This window comes from Mycobacterium sp. G7A2 (genome assembly GCF_041902445.1).
In the GTDB taxonomy this organism is placed as follows: Bacteria; Actinomycetota; Actinomycetes; order Mycobacteriales; family Mycobacteriaceae; genus Mycobacterium.
The window spans coordinates 4,077,242-4,095,230 of sequence record NZ_CP169251.1 but is presented as its reverse complement, the minus strand read 5'-3'; the positions used below and the strand labels follow the sequence as shown (position 1 = coordinate 4,095,230).

General features: G+C 65.9%; 16 protein-coding genes. 3 read left to right on the top strand and 13 right to left on the bottom strand.

Going from position 1 to position 17,989, the window contains the following annotated elements:
- Positions 1–8: 8 nt before the first annotated feature.
- From ACEWX3_RS19490 to ACEWX3_RS19475, 4 genes are all read right to left on the bottom strand, one after another.
- Positions 9–1,220 (bottom strand): CaiB/BaiF CoA transferase family protein, encoded by a 1,212-nt coding sequence (locus ACEWX3_RS19490; protein ID WP_374159901.1) that lies wholly within the window; start codon positions 1,218–1,220, stop codon positions 9–11.
- A gap of 193 nt (positions 1,221–1,413) precedes the next feature.
- Positions 1,414–2,607: a cytochrome P450 gene (locus tag ACEWX3_RS19485; RefSeq protein ID WP_374157384.1), complete on the bottom strand. Its 1,194-nt coding sequence runs from the start codon at positions 2,605–2,607 to the stop codon at positions 1,414–1,416.
- A gap of 219 nt (positions 2,608–2,826) precedes the next feature.
- A complete protein-coding gene (locus ACEWX3_RS19480; protein WP_374157383.1) occupies positions 2,827–4,479 on the bottom strand; it encodes an acyl-CoA synthetase in 1,653 nt (550 codons plus the stop codon).
- A 136-nt stretch (positions 4,480–4,615) separates the two neighbouring features.
- Positions 4,616–5,650, bottom strand: a complete 1,035-nt coding sequence (locus ACEWX3_RS19475; protein WP_374157382.1) for an aromatic ring-hydroxylating dioxygenase subunit alpha — start codon at positions 5,648–5,650, stop codon at positions 4,616–4,618.
- A 121-nt stretch (positions 5,651–5,771) separates the two neighbouring features.
- Here ACEWX3_RS19475 and ACEWX3_RS19470 point away from each other — a divergent pair, with 121 nt between their 5' ends.
- Positions 5,772–7,400 carry a flavin-containing monooxygenase gene (locus ACEWX3_RS19470; RefSeq protein ID WP_374157381.1) on the top strand — a complete coding sequence of 543 codons (1,629 nt, stop codon included), beginning with the start codon at positions 5,772–5,774 and terminating at the stop codon, positions 7,398–7,400.
- A gap of 43 nt (positions 7,401–7,443) precedes the next feature.
- Here ACEWX3_RS19470 and ACEWX3_RS19465 read toward each other — a convergent pair whose 3' ends face one another.
- The gene (locus ACEWX3_RS19465) at positions 7,444–8,064 is read right to left on the bottom strand and encodes a TetR/AcrR family transcriptional regulator (protein ID WP_207066369.1); all 621 of its coding nucleotides are present in this window, start codon (positions 8,062–8,064) and stop codon (positions 7,444–7,446) included.
- 127 nt (positions 8,065–8,191) lie between these two features.
- On the opposite strand from ACEWX3_RS19465, the gene ACEWX3_RS19460 reads away from it, so the two are divergent.
- Positions 8,192–8,569: a nuclear transport factor 2 family protein gene (locus ACEWX3_RS19460; protein ID WP_207066368.1), complete on the top strand. Its 378-nt coding sequence runs from the start codon at positions 8,192–8,194 to the stop codon at positions 8,567–8,569.
- A gap of 16 nt (positions 8,570–8,585) precedes the next feature.
- Positions 8,586–9,629: a TIGR03857 family LLM class F420-dependent oxidoreductase gene (locus ACEWX3_RS19455; protein ID WP_374157380.1), complete on the top strand. Its 1,044-nt coding sequence runs from the start codon at positions 8,586–8,588 to the stop codon at positions 9,627–9,629.
- Between the two features lie 57 nt (positions 9,630–9,686).
- Here ACEWX3_RS19455 and ACEWX3_RS19450 read toward each other — a convergent pair whose 3' ends face one another.
- The 8 genes from ACEWX3_RS19450 to ACEWX3_RS19415 all read right to left on the bottom strand — a co-directional run bounded on the left by ACEWX3_RS19450 (position 9,687) and on the right by ACEWX3_RS19415 (position 17,937).
- The gene (locus ACEWX3_RS19450; protein WP_374157379.1) at positions 9,687–10,439 is read right to left on the bottom strand and encodes an enoyl-CoA hydratase/isomerase family protein; all 753 of its coding nucleotides are present in this window, start codon (positions 10,437–10,439) and stop codon (positions 9,687–9,689) included.
- A 1-nt stretch (position 10,440) separates the two neighbouring features.
- Entirely contained in the window at positions 10,441–11,979 is a 1,539-nt protein-coding gene (locus ACEWX3_RS19445; protein ID WP_207066365.1) for an aldehyde dehydrogenase, read from the bottom strand.
- A gap of 23 nt (positions 11,980–12,002) precedes the next feature.
- Positions 12,003–12,767, bottom strand: a complete 765-nt coding sequence (locus ACEWX3_RS19440; RefSeq protein WP_163673897.1) for an ABC transporter ATP-binding protein — start codon at positions 12,765–12,767, stop codon at positions 12,003–12,005.
- Between the two features lie 24 nt (positions 12,768–12,791).
- On the bottom strand, positions 12,792–13,637 hold the full coding sequence (locus tag ACEWX3_RS19435) for an ABC transporter permease (protein ID WP_207066364.1): 846 nt from the start codon (positions 13,635–13,637) through the stop codon (positions 12,792–12,794).
- Between the two features lies 1 nt (position 13,638).
- Positions 13,639–14,478 carry an ABC transporter permease gene (locus ACEWX3_RS19430; RefSeq protein ID WP_374157378.1) on the bottom strand — a complete coding sequence of 280 codons (840 nt, stop codon included), beginning with the start codon at positions 14,476–14,478 and terminating at the stop codon, positions 13,639–13,641.
- Positions 14,475–15,518: an ABC transporter substrate-binding protein gene (locus tag ACEWX3_RS19425; protein WP_374157377.1), complete on the bottom strand. Its 1,044-nt coding sequence runs from the start codon at positions 15,516–15,518 to the stop codon at positions 14,475–14,477. The genes ACEWX3_RS19430 and ACEWX3_RS19425 overlap by 4 nt, the downstream gene beginning before the upstream one ends.
- Positions 15,515–16,261: a GntR family transcriptional regulator gene (locus ACEWX3_RS19420; protein WP_207066361.1), complete on the bottom strand. Its 747-nt coding sequence runs from the start codon at positions 16,259–16,261 to the stop codon at positions 15,515–15,517. The genes ACEWX3_RS19425 and ACEWX3_RS19420 overlap by 4 nt, the downstream gene beginning before the upstream one ends.
- A gap of 179 nt (positions 16,262–16,440) precedes the next feature.
- Positions 16,441–17,937 (bottom strand): acyl-CoA carboxylase subunit beta, encoded by a 1,497-nt coding sequence (locus ACEWX3_RS19415; RefSeq protein ID WP_374157376.1) that lies wholly within the window; start codon positions 17,935–17,937, stop codon positions 16,441–16,443.
- Between the last annotated feature and the right edge of the window lie 52 nt (positions 17,938–17,989).

Here is a 17,989-nt window from a genome sequence, read left to right as displayed (position 1 = left end):
GCAGCGCGTCAGGCGATGGCGCCCACGTCCTTGAGGGCCTCGATCCGGTCCCAGTCCAGCCCCAGTTCCATGAGTACGATTTCGGTGTGCTCAGATGCCTGCGGGGCGCGGGTGGTCTCCAGCGGTTCGTGGTTGAACTGCACCGGTCCCCGAACCACTTTGAATGGCCTGCCACCGTCGTTGGCGTCCACCTCGACGATCATGTCGTTGGCGATGGCCTGCTCGTCGGTGGCCAGATCGACCAGGCTCTGGAACGGCGCCCACTGACCTTTCATCGACTTGAGGTGCTGGCGCCAGTATTCGAACGGCTTGGCCGCGATCGCCGCAGCGATGAGTTCGACACCCGCTTGGGCGTTGTTTATCAGCGGCAGTACGTCGCAGAAGCGCGGATCGTCAGCAAGTTCGGGCAGGCCGAGGTGTTCGAACGTGTCGCGGATGTAGCCGGTCGGGCTGACGATGCACAGGTTGATGGTTCCACCGTCGGAGGTCTGATAGTTGGCCATGAACGGGTTGACCGACGTCGTGGTGCCGGGCATCAGTGACCGCATCGTCTCGCCGGTCTCCATGCCTTGGGTGACGCTCGCACCCGCGGCCCACCATGCGGTGCTGAGCAGGGAGACGTCGATCTCGACGGCTTCGCCGGTGCGTTCGCGGTGGAACAGCGCCGCGGAGATCCCGCCTGCGATGTTCATTCCGCCGATCGAGTCGCCGAAGGCCGGAATGCCCTGCGGCAGTGCCCCGCCCAGCTCCTCGGGGGTCAGCGCGTGCCCGACGCCGCTGCGGGTCCAGAACGCGGTGCCGTCGAAGCCTCCGACCAGTCGTTCGGCCCCCTTGTCCCCGTAGGCGCTGCCCCGGGCGTAGATGATGTTCGGGTTGACCGCGCGGATGTGCTCGATGTCGAACTTGTTCTTCTGCCGCGCCTGGGGCATGTAGTTGGTCAGGAACACATCGGCGGTCTTGGCGATCTCGTAGAGCACCTCCTGGCCTTCGGGGGTGGACACGTCGATGCCGACGCTGCGCTTGCCGCGGTTCGGGTGCTCGATGAGGGGATGGCGATTGGGGTCGAGCTGGAATCCGCCCATGTTGACGAAGCCACGTTGGGTGTCGCCGCGGACCGGGTGTTCGACCTTGATGACGTCGGCGCCCCAATCCGCGAGGATCGCGCCGGCGGCGGGCACAAAAGTGAACTGTGCGACCTCGAGAACCCGAACGCCCTGCATCACCTTGATCACGGAACTACCTCCTGACGACGGCGTCGACCCATGGCAGCGTGAGTGTAGCCGGGTGGAATTACTGTAATAGTTACCGTTGTAATTCCATGAAGGGCGTGGGGTAACAGGTGATCGACGTGCAGTCGCTCCCGCGAGTGAGAAGCCAGGGCTGTGAATCCGGGCCTACCCATAGCCAGGAACTCTATTTCGCGGGTTGGGCGGAGGCGGGCCGGAACGTCACCGGCAGCGCCGTCGGTGACCGGAACGGCTGGCCGTGGATGTGCGGGTCGTCGTCGGTGACCAAGCGGATGTCGTCGAGCCTCGTGAGCAGGCATTCGACGGCGACCCTGGTCTCCATCCTGGCCAGGTGCAGCCCCATGCAGGTGTGCTCGCCGGCGGCGAAAGAGATGTGCGGGGTCCGCGTGCGGAAGATGTCGAACTCCTCGGAGCGTTCCCAGCGGCGCTCGTCGCGGTTGGCCGAGCCGATGCACACGTCGATGACCGAGCCGGCCTCGATCGGCACCCCGTCGATCTCGGTGTCCTCGCTCGTGTAGCGCTGCACCGTGGTCAGCGGCGTCTCGAAGCGCAGTGCTTCTTCGATCGCCGAGCCGATCAGGCTGTGGTCGGCGTTGACGGCGTCGAACTGCTCGTGGTGGGTCAGCAGCAGGTACAACAGGTTGCCCGAAGACCGGTAGGTGGTCTCCAGCCCGGCTGGCAGCAGCAGGCGCAGGAACGAGAAGATCGCTTCGTCGGTCAGCCGTTCGCCGTCGATCTCAGCCGACACCAGGTGGCCGATGATGTCTTCGGTCGGCGCTGATCGCCGTTGATCGATCAGGGTGAGGAAATAGTTCTCCAACTCCGCCGAGGCCTCGAAAGCGCGCTGGTAGTCGACCGCGTAGCTGATCAACGCCACCGCCCTTTTGCGAAACCAGGGCAGATCCTCCTGGGGGAGACCCAGCAGCGCCGAGATCACCCGGGTGGGAAATTCGAAGGTGAAGTCCCGCACCAGGTCTGCCTCGCCAAAGTCGACGAGTTCGTCGATCAGCGAGGTGACCACCGGCCGGACGATCTCGGGCTCCCAGCGCGCCAGCGAGCGCGACTTGAACGCCGCGGAAACCAGATTGCGGTGTGCCCAGTGCGTCCTTCCCTCCATCGCCAGGATCGTCGGGCCGATGAACAGGCCGATGGTGGAGTCGTAGATCGTCGAGTTGAACACCTTGCCGTCACGGAACACCCGGTTGACCGCATCGAACGATACGGCTGCGTAGACGTTCTGCGGAGTCATCGAGGCCGGGGTCTTGGACCAGTCCATCACCGAGCCGCGGAACACCCCGCCTTCGCAACGTCGCCGGGCGAACATCGGGTAGGGATCGTGCAGGTCGAGGGGTTCGTCCATCTCGGTGTCTCGTACCGGCGATTCCACAGCTGGGCCTCCCGTCGGTTCTGCCGACCAATCTGCAAAGTCATACTGTAATACTTACAGTAAATGGTGTCGAGGAGGCGTCACCGGCGTTCGGCCTGGCGGGGTTGTGCGGGTGGAGGGTGAGATGGTGCGACGGTCCCGACTTCCGGTCCTTCGTCGAGCGCACCCGGCGCCGGCTCCGGAAGAGCTGACTCAGGAACCGCCGACAGCCTGCTCTCGGGCCCACCGGTAGTCCGCCTTGCCGGCCGGGCTGCGCTCGATGGCAGGGCGGAACACGACGGCTTTGGGGAGCTTATAGCGTGCGAGGACGGCCGCGGCGTGGTCGACGAGCTCCTGTTCGGTGGCCTCGGCGCCGCCGGCCAACGCCACGACGGCCACCACCTCCTGCCCCCAGCGGTCGCTGGGCCGACCGGCGACCACCACGTCGGCCACGGCGGGGTGAGACAGGATCGCCGATTCGACCTCTTCGGCGAAGATCTTCTCGCCGCCGGAGTTGATCGTGACCGAGTCGCGGCCGAGCAGCTCGATCGCTCCGTCGGCGAGATGCCGCGCACGGTCCCCGGGAACGGAATAGCGCACCCCGTCGATGACGGGGAACGTCGCGGCGGTCTTGGCGGCGTCGCCCTTGTAGCCCAGCGGGACATAGCCGCGCTGCGCCAGCCAGCCCATCCCCTCGTGGCCCGGCTCGAGAATGGAGCCGAGGTCCTCGGCGGCGACGAAGGTGTCCGGCCCGGCGGTGAACGTGCCGGTCGACACCGCACCCGGTGCGGACATGTGCGTCATCTGGGCGCCGGTCTCGCTGGAGCCGACACCGTCGACGACCATCATGTTGGGCTTGGCGTCGATCAGGCGCTGCTTGGCCGTCGGGGTCAGTTGCGCGCCTCCGTTGGCCACCACGGCCAGTGAGGACAGGTCCGCTGAGGTGCGCTCCAGCGCGTCGGCCAGCGGCCGCGCCATCGCGTCGCCCACGACCGTGACGGCCAGGACCTTCTCGCGCTCGATCGTGCGCACCACGTCGTCGACGTCGAGGTGGCTGGTCACCTGTGAAAACACCACGGACTGGCCGGTATTCATCGCCGTGAAGACCGCCCACTGCGCGGCGCCGTGCATCAGCGGCGGTAGCACCAGCAGCGTGGTACCCGGCGAGTCGGTACACCGCGCGGCGATCTCCTCGTAGGTGGTGGCCAGCTCGCCGGTGTAGAGGCTGCGCCCCCCGAACGACGCCACGAAGATGTCGTGCTGACGCCACAGCACGCCCTTGGGCATACCGGTCGTCCCTCCGGTGTAGAGCACGTAGAGGTCATCGGGTGATGGTTGCACCGGCGGCGCCGTCGCCGGCCCCTCGGCCACGATCGACTCGTAGTCGACCGCGCCGGGCAACAATTCGTTCCCCGACTCGTCGGCGATCTGGATCAGGACCTCGAGCCCAGGCAGGTCTGCCAGCACCTCGGCCAGCCGCGGTGCGAACGCGGCGTGGTAGAGCAGCGCCGACGCCCCCGCATCGGACAACAGATACTGCAGCTCACTCTTGACGTAGCGGTAGTTGACGTTGAACGGGGCGACCCGTGCACGCCAGGCGCCCAACATGCCTTCGACGTACTCGGGTCCGTTGTGGGCATAGATGCCGAGCAGGTCCTGCCCGACTTCATGGCCGGCCAGCTGGCCGCGTTCGGTGTGGCACCCCAAGCCCCGCGAATGCAGATACCCGGCCAGTCGGTTGGAGCGCTCGACGATCTGTGCGTAGGTGAACCGGCGGTCGCCCTGGATGATGAACTCCCGATCGCCGATGACAGCAGCGACGGCGTCGGCGGCGGCGGGCACGGTGAACTCGATCGGGTCGGTCATGACAGGAACTGTAAACGTCGCCGATCGGCGGGTGGACACTTGGCCGGGAGTTGTATGGTCGAAGTCATGGCGTCCACGCGCCGATGAGGTCGTCGGTGGTGGTCACGGTGGGCAGGAGTGACAGCGTGCTGCCGACTCATGTGCGGGCCGCAGAGTCGGCGGTGACCCCGGCGGGAGGGTGGGCAGGAATCTCGTAGAACTGCTGCGCCCATCTGCGCAGCGCCATGTAGGGCTTGGCGTCGACCTTCGCCAGTGGCGGATTCTCGATGTAGCGCTGATGGCGCCAGATGTCACAGTCCTCCCACACCGTCTTGAGGAACTGACGTTCGACCTTGGCGCGCACCTCATCCGGAGGAATGTCGGACGTCGCGCCGGCGACCTTGGGCCACCAGATCGAATAGAACATGTCCGACACCTCGTCGTCGACGGGTGTGCAGGCGAAAATCAGACGGTGGTTCGACGAGCCCTCGAATGCGCTCACCGCAAAGCCCAAACCGGAGAAGTGGCTGTGGATCCGCAACGCCATCGTGGTCGGGTCGTCACTGGTGACGTCCGGCCAGCCGGTGAGGAAACGCCACTCCTCGCCGACGTGCTCCCAATGCAGACACACCGGGGTCACGGTCGCGCCGTGCACATAGCGGAAGTGTGAGCTGTCCGGACCGTTCTCGGCGACGATCTGCGGGTGCACGGGGATCGCGTCGGCGCGGCTGGAGAACTCCGGATAGGGCCGGTAGTAGGCGTCCGGGTCGGTCTCGAACTGGGGGAACTTGTGGAAGAGGTCGGGCAGCTCCCACTGCGGCTCCTTGCCCTGCGGCTGGTACCACATGAACACGCAGCCGTACTGCTCCTGTACCGGGTACGACCGCAACCGCAGCGCGCGGTTGGGCCGGTCCGGCTGGTAGGGGATGTGACGGTTGGTGCCGTCCGGGCCCCAGCGCCATCCGTGGAACGGGCATTCGACGCATTCCCCCACGACCTTGCCGCCATGGCCGATGTGCGCACCCAGATGCCGGCAGTGCGCCTCGAGTACGTGCAAGCCTCCCGACTCGTCGCGGTAGGCGACCAGATCCTCGCCGAAAAAGCGCAGCGGACGCACCGACTGGTCCCCGAACTCCGCGGACCAGCCGATCATGAACCATCCGGTGACCTTCCACGTGAACGGAACCTTCACCATGCCTCCCTGCTGCCTCGACGCAGAATCCGGCCGATCCGCTGCCCAGCCGCTATGGGCGACGATACTGTAAGAGTCACAGTAGCCTGCCCGAAGCCACCCGATCCAGGTCGGAGGAGCAATGACGATCGACGGAGACATCGCACGCTTCGACGTGATCGTCGTCGGCGCCGGGTTTTCCGGTCTCTACGCGCTGCATCATCTGCGCGAACTCGGTCTGCGGGTTCGCGTGCTGGAGAAGGCGCATGCGGTCGGTGGCACCTGGTTGGTCAACCGCTACCCCGGCGCACGGTGTGACATCGAGAGCATCGAGTACTCCTACTCGTTCTCCGAAGAGATCCAGCAGGAGTGGGTGTGGACGGAGACCATGTCCGCCCGGCCCGAGATCGAGGCCTATCTCAACTTCGTGGCCGACAGGCTCGACCTGCGGCGGGACATCGACTTCGACACCGCCGTCGTGGCCATGTCCTACAGCGACGAGGCAGCCGAGTGGACCGTGCACACCGAGGGCGGTGCCGCGGTGGCCGCGCCGTTCGTCGTCGCGGCCACCGGCATTCTCTCGGTGCCGCTGGAACCCACGATCCCCGGGATGGACCGCTTCACGGGCACTTCGCTGCACACCAGCAGGTGGCCCGACGGTGTGGTGGACCTTTCCGGCAAGCGGGTCGGCGTCGTCGGCACCGGGTCCACCGGCGTCCAACTGATCCCGGTGGTGGCCCGGGAAGCCGAGCACCTCAGCGTTTTTCAGCGCTCACCCGCGTACACGCTGCCCTGGCACGTTCGCGCGTTCGAGCCGGGCGAACTCGACGAGCTCAAGGCGAGCTACCCCCAGATCCGTGCGGCGCAGCGCGAACACCCGGTCGGGGCGGCGCGGCTGAGCGCCTTCTCGGTGCTGCTGGACATGCTGGCCAAACCGCCGCTGAAGGAGGCGTCGGCCGAGGAGCGGGCCGAAGCGGTCGAGACCGACGGCATCATGGGAGCGCTGAACTGGGGTGATCTGTTCTTCGACATCGAGGCCAACCAGATGGCCGCCGAACTGTACGGCCAAGCCATCGCGCGCATCGTCGACGACCCTCAGACGGCGCGGGCGCTGACCCCGAGTCATCCGTTCGCCTGCAAGCGGCCGATCATCGACCAGGGCTACTACGAGACCTTCAACCGGGACGACGTCACCCTGGTCGACCTGCGGACCGACCCGATCGAGTCGGTGTGCCCAAACGGAATCCAGACCGCGACTGGCCTGCACGAACTCGACGTGATCGTCTACGCCACGGGATTCGACGCGATGACCGGTGCCCTGAACCGGATCGATGTCCGGGGTCGGGGCGGCGCGTCGCTGCGAGAATTCTGGACCGAGGAGGGGCCGTTGAGTTATCTCGGTCTGGCGGTAGCAGGCTTCCCGAACCTGTTCACCATCCAGGGACCCGGAAGCCCCTCGGCAGCAGCCAATTTCGTGGCTGCCATGGAGCAGAACGTGGAATGGATCGGTGCCTGCGTGTCGTATCTGCGCGAACACGGCTTCCGCACGATCGAGGCGCTGCCCGAGGCGCAACAGGAGCGGATCGAGCAGGCCACCGCACTCGTCGCGCCCACCGTGCTCCTACACCCGAACTGTCGATCCTGGTACAACGGCGGCAACGTTCCCGGCAAGAAGCGCATGTACATGGGCTACACCGCGGGGATTCCGGAGTACCGGCGGCGGTGCGATGACATCGCCGATGCGGGCTACGCCGGATTCAAGCTGGCGTGAGGCCTCGGAGTCCACTCGGCTTCCGAGGCGTGGCCGCGCGACGTCAGTACGGCGGTGAGCCGTAATCGCGGATGAACCGGTCACGCACATAGCGCAGTTCACGATCCAGGTCGTAGCTCTGGCCACCCACGGTCCACAGATAGGCCGAACCGAAGACTGCGGCGCTGAGATCGGCTGTTGCCCTGTCGATGTCGGTGTCGGCGCGCACCGAGCCGTCTCGTACCCCACGGCGCAGGCCCGCCTCCACCTTGTCGATGCCGCGCGTCAGCCATGCCTGCACCCGCGGCCGCAACGGAGAGGTGCTCTTGACCGCCTCGAACGTGGCCACGAACATCGCCCGCAGGAACTCGCTGTCCTCGGCGAACAGATGACGCACCCGGTCGAAATGACCAACGGCCTCCGCCAGTCCTGTTGCGGTCGGGTCGGGTTCCGGGCTTAGGTCCCGGACGTACTCGTGCAGGAAGAATGCGTCCAGAATGGCGTCCTTGTTGCCGTACCGGGCGTGCACCATCGCTCTGCTGTAGCCGGCGCGCCGCCCGATCTCGGCGGCAGTGGTTGCTTCCCAGCCCTTTTCGACGATCAGGGCGGCAGCTGCCTCGACCAGGCGGCGACTGGACATCTCGACGCGCTCGGGCTGGGAGAGGCCTCGGGCGGGGGACGGCATCCTTGCATATTAGACGCTCGACAACTAACTTAGTTGCGCAGTGGCAAATAACTCGGGAGGTCGGCGTGACTTCGAGCGGGGTGGCCAGAGGCACGCCCGACACTGTGCCGAGCGGCGCCGTGTTCGCATGACGCACCGGTCGGCGCGCGAGGTCGTCGAGCAGTACAACCTCGTGGTCTGGAACCAGCGCGATTTCGCCCTCGCCGAACAACTCCTCGGTGACACAGTGATCCGCCACGACGTGGGCGAGTCGACGACGCTGACCCACGAGCAGGCCGTCGCTCGGGTGGTCGGACACTGGGAGATGTTCGAGAGCATCCGCTTCGATCTCAACCTCGTGGTCGCGGGCGACGACGGCGAGCATGTCGCAGTCGTCTATCAGTCACCGATGACCCTCAAGGACGGTACCGAGACGACGATCGGCAGCATGGAGATCTTCCGGGTGGTCGACGGCAGGATCACCGAAGTCTGGAATTGCGGCTACAAGCAGGGAGTGTGGGCATGAGCGGAGCGAATCGCCGATGACAGCGCGGATCTTGGACGAACTCGGGTATTACCTGCTGGCCGGCGCCGGCGGGGAAGGCCCGGCCACGCTGATGGACGAGGCTCGCCGCGGTGAACAACTCGGCTTCGGCACCGCGTTCATCTCCGAGCGGTGGAACGTCAAGGAAGCGTCGTCGCTGACCGGCGCGGCGCTCGCGGTGACCGAGCGCATGCGAATCGCCACGGCGGCGACCAACCACAACACCCGTCACCCGCTCATCACAGGTTCGTGGGCTACCACCATGCACCGGCTCTCCGGCGGCCGGTTCACGCTCGGGCTGGGACGTGGGATCGCCGCGATGTACCAGGCATTCGGAGTCCCGTCGGTCACGACCTCCCAGATGGAGGACTTCGCGCAGGTCATGCGCAAGCTCTGGCACGGCGAGATGATCTTCAACCACGACGGGCCGATCGGCAAGTACCAGATCCTGTTCCTCGACCCCGATTTCGACGAGGACATCAGGCTGGCATTGGTCGCGTTCGGCCCCAAGACCCTGGCGCTGGGCGGGCGGGAGTTCGACGACGTCATCCTGCACACCTACTTCACCCCCGAGACCCTGCAGCGCGCGGTGAAAACCGTCAAGAACGCCGCGGAGCAGGCTGGTCGTGACCCCGCCAGCGTGCGGGTGTGGTCCTGCTTCGCCACCGTCGGCGATCATCTGCCCGAGGAGTTGCGGCTGAAGAAGACCGTCGCCCGGCTGGCCACCTATCTGCAGGGTTACGGAGACCTGCTGGTCAGCACCAACGGCTGGGATCCGGCGGTGCTGCAACGGTTCCGCGACGACGCGGTGGTGCAGTCGATCCCCGGCGGTATCGACCACAAGGCCAGCGCCGAGCAGATCGAGCACATCGCCACGCTGATCCCCGAGGAGTGGCTGGAACCGTCGGCGACCGGGTCGCCTCAGCAGTGCGTGGACCGCGTCCGCAAGGAGTTCGACTACGGGGCCGACGCGGTGATCATGCACGGCGCCACACCCGACGAACTCGAACCCATCGTCACGGCCTACCGCGCATCCGAGTGAATTCGGCGTGGTTGTCGATGCTCGGCGGCGACGACAACCACGCCGAATTCGCAGTTTTCAGGGGGTGGCCGCGTGCCGGCGGCGGAGTGACCCGAGTACCAGCCTGTCGCTGGCCAGCTCGTAGGACTGTTGCTGCGAGAGCGACTCCACGGAGTTGAGCATGGCTTTGATCTCGGTGTGGACCCGAGGTTGTCCGGCCGACAACATCGCGATTGCCTGCTCGACCGCGGCGTCGAGTGCCTCGGAATCGTCGACGACGTCGTTGAGCAGCCCGATTCGAACAGCCTCGTCTCCGCAGACCTGAGCCCCACTGGCAGTGAGCCAGAAGGCCGCGCGCCTGCCGACCATCCGCGGCAGCCACGCCAACACCAGAGCCGGCGCCAGATCGATGCGGACCTCGGGAAAGCCGAGCTGTGCTGCACGGGTGGCAAGTGCCACGTCGCACAGGGCGGCGAGCCCGACACCGAACCCGGCTGCGTCTCCGTGCACTCTCGCCACGGTGACAAGACGTGTCGCCGTCAGCGCTTCATTGAGGGCGACAAGTCGGCGGACTTCTGCGGGTAGGTCATCGGGAGTGGCGGCCGTGCGTTCCCGACCCATGCAGAATTGGTCCCCGGCGCCTGTGATGAGCATGATGTGTGCGGAATCCGGGGGAGCGGAGAGCACCTCGACCAGTGCGTCGCACATGTCCATGGTCATCAGGTTTCCCTCGGGACTGTCCAACCGGACGGTCAGTATCGAGCCGTCCTGCTCGAACGAGAGGCCCTGTACTGCGGGGAGCGAGGTTTCGCTCAACAGATGCGCGGTCATGTCAGTTCAGCCTTTCCAGAGCGATGCCGCCGTACCAGTCCACGTCGTCGGGCGCGGTGCGCACCGTGACGGCGCGGACGTGGGTGAAGTCGTTGAATGATTCCCAGCCGCCTTCCCGGCCGTGTCCGCTGTCTCGAACCCCACCCCATGGGGAACACGGGTCGAGCCGGTGATGATCATTGACCCAGACGATGCCCTGCTCGAGCTTGGATGCGACTCGATGTGCACGGGCGACGTCTCGCGTCCAGATGGACGAGCCCAAACCGTACGGCGAGTCGTTGGCGATGCCGATCGCATCGGCTTCGTCGGTGAAGGGGATGACCACCAGCACCGGCCCGAAGATCTCTTCCCGTGCGACCCGCATCTGGTTGGTCACGTTGGACAGCACGGTGGGGGCGAGAAAGTACCCGTCGAGTCCCGGTACGTCCGGAACGACGCCGCCGGTGGCGAGCGTCGCGCCCTCGCCGATGCCGATGTCGACGTAGTTGAGAATGCGTTGGCGGGCGCGCTCGGAGATCACCGGCCCGAGCTGGGTGTCGGGTAGGCTCGGATCACCGATTCTGATCCGCTCCGCCTGCGCAACCAGGGCAGCGACGAATTCGTCATAGATGCTCTCCTGCACCACGATTCGAGTTCCGGCGATGCATGTTTGGCCGGCTCCGACGAAACCGCCGAACGCCGCCCCGCGAGCGGATACCTCGACCGGGACGTCCTCGAACACCAGCACCGGTGTCTTGCCGCCCAACTCCACCGTCGATTTGGCAAAGCGCGACGCGGTGGCCATCGAGATGCTGCGGCCTACCTCGGTTCCGCCGGTGAACACCACCTTGTCGACCAGGGGATGTTCGGCCAGTCCGGCACCGGTGACCGGACCCAGTCCGGGGATTACGTTGAACACACCCGGTGGGACTCCGGCCTCCAGCGCCAGCTCGCCGATCAACAACGCCGTCAACGGCGTCTGCTCAGAGGGTTTGAGTACCACGCTGTTACCAGTGGCCAATGCCGGGGCAACGCTCTTCGAGGCGATCATCAGCGGATGGTTGAACGAGGACAGGGTGGCGACCACGCCGAGGGGGAACCGTGAGGTGTAGGCGTGATAGGAGCCGGACATCGGGACCACGGAGGTGCGGTCAGCCAACAGCAACGCGGCGTTGTAGCGGTACCACTCCGGCAGTCGGGTGATCTGGGCCTTGGTTTCGGTGATGGGCCGGCCGTTGTTGTCGGTCTCCAGTCGATACAGCTTGTGCATGTCGCGTTCCAGAAGGTCACCGAAACGGTTCAGTATCCGCGCACGCTGATGGATCGGCATCTGCGACCACACGCCGGAGTCGAACGCTGTTCGTGCGGACACCACCGCAGCGTCGGTGTCTTGCATGGTGGCGCTGTGACAACGGGCGAATACGGTTGCCGTCGCAGGGTTGATCAGTTCGAGGATCTCGCCGCCGCCGGGTCGCAGCTCGCCATCGATCAGAAGACCGTGGACATGCTCGCCGTTACGCGAGGTGGCGGACGCGGCAGAAGCCACCGAAGAGTCAGTCATGGGATTCCTTGTCGGTCAGGTCGTCAGGCGCTGGTGGCGACGCTGGGTTGGCGGGAGCTGGCTTCGAGTTCCTCGAACCGGCGCAGAATCGACGACTCCAGCACGGCGACCTCGGTGTTGGAGGCCTTGCGCGGGCGAGCGAGGTCGACGGGGATGTCTTCATGGATGGTGCCGCCGGGCGCCAGCATGAGAATCCGGTCGGACAGTTCCGCGGCTTCGCTCACGTCATGGGTGACGAAGACCACCGTCTTCCGGGTCTGGGCCCACAGCTCCTGGAGGTGTTCGCGCAGACCGCGCGCTGTGATCGCGTCGAGGTGGCTGAACGGCTCGTCCATCAGCAACACGTCGGGCTCGATGGACAGGGCCCGGGCGATCCCGACGCGCTGCTGCTGCCCGCCGGAGAGCTGCCCGGGCCACTTGCGCTCGGCGTGGCCCAATCCGACGCGCGTGAGCGCCTGATGGACGCGCTCCTTGGCGGCCTCGTCGCGCACCTTCTGGACGTACATCAGGTTGTCGAAGATCGACCGCCAAGGCAGCAGCCGCGGCTCCTGGAAGACGTAGGCGAGTTTGGCCTGCTGGCCTGCGGCGCCCACGCTCACCGTTCCGGACGTGGCCGACTCGATGCCGGCGATGATGTTGAGCAGAGTGGTCTTTCCGCAGCCGGACGGGCCGACCAGAGAAACGAACGAACGGTCCGCGATCTCGAAGTTGATTCGGTTGATGACGGTCTGCGGACCTGTCGGCGTGTTGAACACTTTGAGCAGATCGGTGACAGTGACGTTGGCCATGCCAGTCTCCTTGATGTCGGGTTGCTAGGCGGCAGCTGCCGCGGATGGTTTGCCGGGCGCGGATTCACCGTCACGCCACCGGAACGCCCGCCGGGAAAGACGCTCGAGCACAACACGGTCGGTCAGCACCATGAAGACGATGAAGAACGCTATCCAGGCCACGAAGCCCGGAAGTTGATTGGCGTCGTACCAGTACCGCGCGCGGTGACCCACGCCGTCAGCGGAGCCGAACCACTCGGACAACAGCAATCCGTTCCAGCCCGACATCACGCCGAACCGGATGCCGGCTACCACGTATCCGGTCACTGCGGGAAGGACAGCGTGGCGTAATCGGCGTGTCCGCGGCACGTCGTAGGACTGCGACATGTCCAGGAGGTCGGGTGGTACCGACCTGGCGCCTGCGGCGACGTTGACGACGACGAACGGAACAGCCGACAGGATCACCGTGACGATCGGGGCCGTGTCGGCGAACCCGAACCACATGGTGCACAACAGCGCCCAGATCACCGCCGGTATCGCCAGTCCGACCAGATTGACGTCACCGAACAGGTTGTCGAAGATTCGCGACGAGCCGATCGCGATGCCGAGGGCCACGCCCACAACGATCGACAGTGCCATGCCGATCGCGAAGCGCTGCATGCTGATCGCGAAGTTGTAGAAGAACTCGCCGCGTTCGATCTCGCTGATCGCCGCATTCACCACCGGCATCGGCCCGGGAATTCGCTCCCCGAACGTGCCGGCCAGCTGCCACGCCACGAGAAATACCAGCGCTGCCGCCAGACTGGCCCCGAACGGACCGGTCAGCCAGTTCTGCCGCGGGGTCACTCGGCCGTCGACCGCCTGCCCGGGGTTGATCGCAGGTGCGCTCATCTCACCGTCCACCTCTCCACGCGAAGAACCGTCGTTCCAGGCCGGCCAGGAAGACTCGTTCGATCAACAGGATGAAGATCACGAAGAAGCCGGTCCAGGCCAGCACACCGGCCACCGAAAATTCTTGATAGGACTGACGGATCATGAACCCGATGCCGCTGCGACCACCGAACACCTCGGTCAGCGCTTCCACCTTCCAGGCCATGGCGAACCCGTATCGCAGTGCGGCGAACAGGAACGGCATGACAGACGGCAGGAACACCGACTTGACGATCTCCGCTCGTCCGATGCCGTACACCGCGCTCATGTCGATCAGCTTGGCGTCCACCTCCTCGACGCCCTGGGCGACGTTGAGCGCCACATAGGGAAGAGCAACGAACGCCACCACCACGATCGGACCGATGGCGCCGATGCCGAACAAGATGAGTGCGAATACCGCGAAGGCCAAGCCAGGTACGTTGCCCAGGACCAGCAGAGGTTGCTGCCAGAAGTACTTCTGGTAGCGCACGCGGCCCATCAGCAAGCCGAGCGGAACCCCGAACGCGGTGCCGATGGCGAACCCGAGGGCGATCTTGACAATGCTGGAGCCGAACTGGACAAATGCGGTGCCGTCAGCGGCGAGATGCCACATCTCGGCGGCGACTGTCCACGGTGCCGGAAGCACGTACTCGGTGAACACCACCAGCGAGCACATCGACCAGATGGCCAACAGCGTTGCGTAGCCGGCCAATTGGAGCCCGACGCGGCGGGCCATCGCGGCCCTCGGGCGGGCGGCGGGAGCGGCGCCCTCATCGGGGGCCGCGCCCGCCCCGCTTCGGGGCTTGCTCTGGGTTACTGTCACGAAGCGCCGCCTTGTTCAGACGGCCGGAACTTCGGCAGTGCCTGGTCCTGCTCCATGAACCCGGTCTCCTTGAGCAACGGGAACACCTGGGACTCGTTGTCGGCCCATGCCTGGTCGAATCGCACGTCGCGCACGAACCAGTCGTGGTCACCGACGTACTCCTGGACGAACGTGATGTCTTCCGGCGCCTCGACCGCGAAGTGCTGAGGATAGGTCTCGATGATCGTTGACTGGTTGGCCTCCCACTCCTCCAGGCCGCGCTGCCAGACGTCGAGGAAGAACTCCACCTTCTCCGGATTCTCTTCTGCCCACTCGGCACCGGCGAGGAACACGTTGATCATCGGGCCCTCATGGCCTTGCACCACCAGCTCGGAATACATGTCAGATGAGGCTTTGCCGTCGTAGAGCACCTTCAGCTCGCCGCTGCGCAGCCCCGGGGTGGCGAACTCGGGCAGGCATACGCATGCGGCGACCTCGCCCTTCTCCACGAGCTCGGCTTGTTGCTGCGGGTCCGACACGATGATGTTGTAGTCGCCGCCTCCCGAACGGAAGTCGACGTCGTGAAGCTTCTTGGCGTAGGCGCCCCAGACCAGTGTCGCCGATACGGCGGTGAAGGCCGAGATGTCCTCACCCTTCAGGTCGGCCAGCGTGCTGGCCGGATTGTCGGCGCGGGCGATGATGACGCTGCGGTCCATGTTGTACTTGCCGATGACCACGGTGTCGCGCCCGGTCTCCTGTTCGATCACGGGCACCTCGTAGGAGGCCGAGGACACGATGTCGGCGTGGCCGCCCGCGAAAACGCCGAACTCGTCCCAGGTCGAGGACGCGTCGATGGTGAACCCGGACTGTTCCTCCATCTCCGCCAGGATTCCCTGGTCGGTGATGTAGTCCCAGACAGGATCCGGTGCGAACGTGAACCGGATGACGCCCCCTTCGCCGCCGCTTGCTTCCGATCCTGGCCGGGAAACGCACCCGGACATGGTGATTGCGGTGGTCGCGGCGAGCAGAGCGGCTGCGAGCCGTTGTCCCAATCCGTTCACGATTGAGTTCCCTTCACTTGGGCGCCCCTCGGCTTCTTTGCCGTGGGTGCGGGTTCTTGGTTACCGCGGTCGTGGTAGTTCACGACGTCGTCGACCCCGGCTCCACCGGGATGCTCGAGCAGGTAGGAGAGGATGTAGTCATGTGAGGTCGCCAGATGCTCACGGGTGAGCCTCGCCGCGAGCGCTGCGTCGCCGCTTTCCACTGCGCGCAGGATTCCCAGGTGCTCGGCGTGGAGGTGTTCGGTATGCCCGATGACCTCGAGGTGCATGTAGAGGTACCGGTCGGTGAGCCGGCGCAATTGTTCGACCAGTTCGATCATGCGGGGCCGGCTGGCCCGTTTGTAGACGCACGCGTGAAACTCGGCGTTGGCTGCCAACCAGATCGGCGCTTCGTTGCTCGATTCCATCAGCTCCATGTGCTTGCGCATGGACAGGATGTCGGCGCGCCCGACGCTGGGCACCGCAATCTGGGTCGCGAGCGGTTCGACCGCTTCGCGTAGTTCGTAGAGCTCCTGCAGTTCGGGGACCGACATGCCGGTGACGATCGCGGTCGCCTTCGATGTCGGGTGCAGTAGTCCCTCGCCGGCGAGCAGCTGGATCGCGTCCCGCACGGGTATGCGGCTCACTCCGAAGCGCTCGGCGATGCTCAGTTGCGAGAGGCGCGAGCCGGGCGCCACCTCCCCGTGCAGAATCTCGTTCCGCAGCTGGCTTGCTATCCGACTCGCGGCGCTTTGGTATGCCATTTGGCCTCCATGTCTACTTACTAGCCAAAATGTATACATAGCCGAGGTGTGCTGTCAATCACGTCGGAGGGGATCGAAGGGGCCCATCACACCACGCCGAGGGTGCGGCCCTCGGCGAAGCGGGGTGATTCGCCGTGACGCTGAGCACAAGGCGTGACACGTCACGCCCGTCGGGTTGGTCAGGGGGTGATCGTGGTGCGCGCGACGGGTTCGGCGGCCGCCTGACGGCGGTGGATGCCCCGTGACAAGCCGTCGAGAAGCGCGTCGCGGGTCTCCTCGGGGTGAATCAGATCGTCGAAGCCGAGGTGGCCGGCCGAGCGGAACGACGCGTCGACTTCCGCCTGGCGCAGTCGCGCCTCCACGTCTTCGGCCGCGTGCGAGGCCCGGCTCAGCGCGGCGGCGCTCATCGCACCCATCGTGGCGCCCGGATAGGCGTAGGTAGCGCTCTGATTGTCGAATCCCAGCAGCGACATCACCATCGACCCGAATCCGTAGGCCTTGCGCAGCGTCACGTGCAGCTTGATCGTTGTCGCCGTGGTCTGGGCGGCGAACATGCGTGCCCCACTGCGCAGTACACCGCTCTTCTCGCTGCGGCTGCCCGGCAGCATCCCCGGATTGTCGGCGAGGAAGACGATCGGGAGATGGAACGAGTCGGCCACGGTGATGAAATGCGCTGCCTTGTCGGCCGCGTCGGCGTCGATCGAGCCGGCCAGCACGCGCGGCTGGTTGGCCACCACGGCGACGGGATGCCCGCCCAGGTGGGCCAGCGCGCAGATGATCGCCGGCCCGAACTTGGGTTGGACCTCGAACCAATCCGGACGGTCGAACACCGCGTCGAGCACCGCGCGCATGTCATAGACCCGGCGGTTGCCGCGCGGCACGATCTCGAGCAGTTCGGGCGTGGGTCGTGGTCCGGTCGTGTCGTCGGCGCCACGCGACGCCGGGTACGACCAGGCGCTCGACGGAAAATAAGACAGGTAGCGGCGAATGTCGTCGAGCACCGTGGCATCGTCACTGCCCAGGTTGTGGATGACGCCACTGCTCAGCGCCACGTCCGGTCCACCGAGCTCCTCTTTCGAGATGTCCTCTCCGGTGGACTCTTTGACCACCGGCGGGCCGGCGGTGAAGATGGCGCCCTGGCTGGTCATGATCGTCCAGTCGCACACCGGCGCAACGAGGGCGCCGTGACCGGCCGACGGCCCGAACAGTCCACTGACGGTGGGCACCTGCCCCGAGCACCGGGCCTGTGCCAACAGATCGGTCGGGGTGCGTCCGTAGTGCTCGCCGCTGGGACGAAAACCCGCTCCCTCCAACAGCATCACCAACGGGATGCGGTCCGACAGCGCCAGTTCGGCCAGCCGGTAACGCTTGGCGTTTCCGCCAGGGCCGATGCTGCCCGCCAGGGTGGTGAAGTCTTCGGCGCCCACCATCACGGGTCGGCCGTCGATCAACCCGGCCCCGGCGACGATTCCGTCGGCGGCGATGTCGCCGCCGACCAGGCCGCCGAACTCGCGGAATGAACCCTTGTCCAGGAGGTGGTCGATGCGGCCGCGGGCATCCAACTTGCCCTTGCCGTGATGCTTGGCCAGGCGCTCGTCACCACCCATCGCGCGGGAGTGATCCCGGCGACGGGCGAGCTCGCCGAGAGTTTCCTGCCAGTCCCCGGTCCCTGCCATCGGTATCTCCTGTCTTCGGTGGCGACGCGGCCTGCAGCGTTGACCATACTGA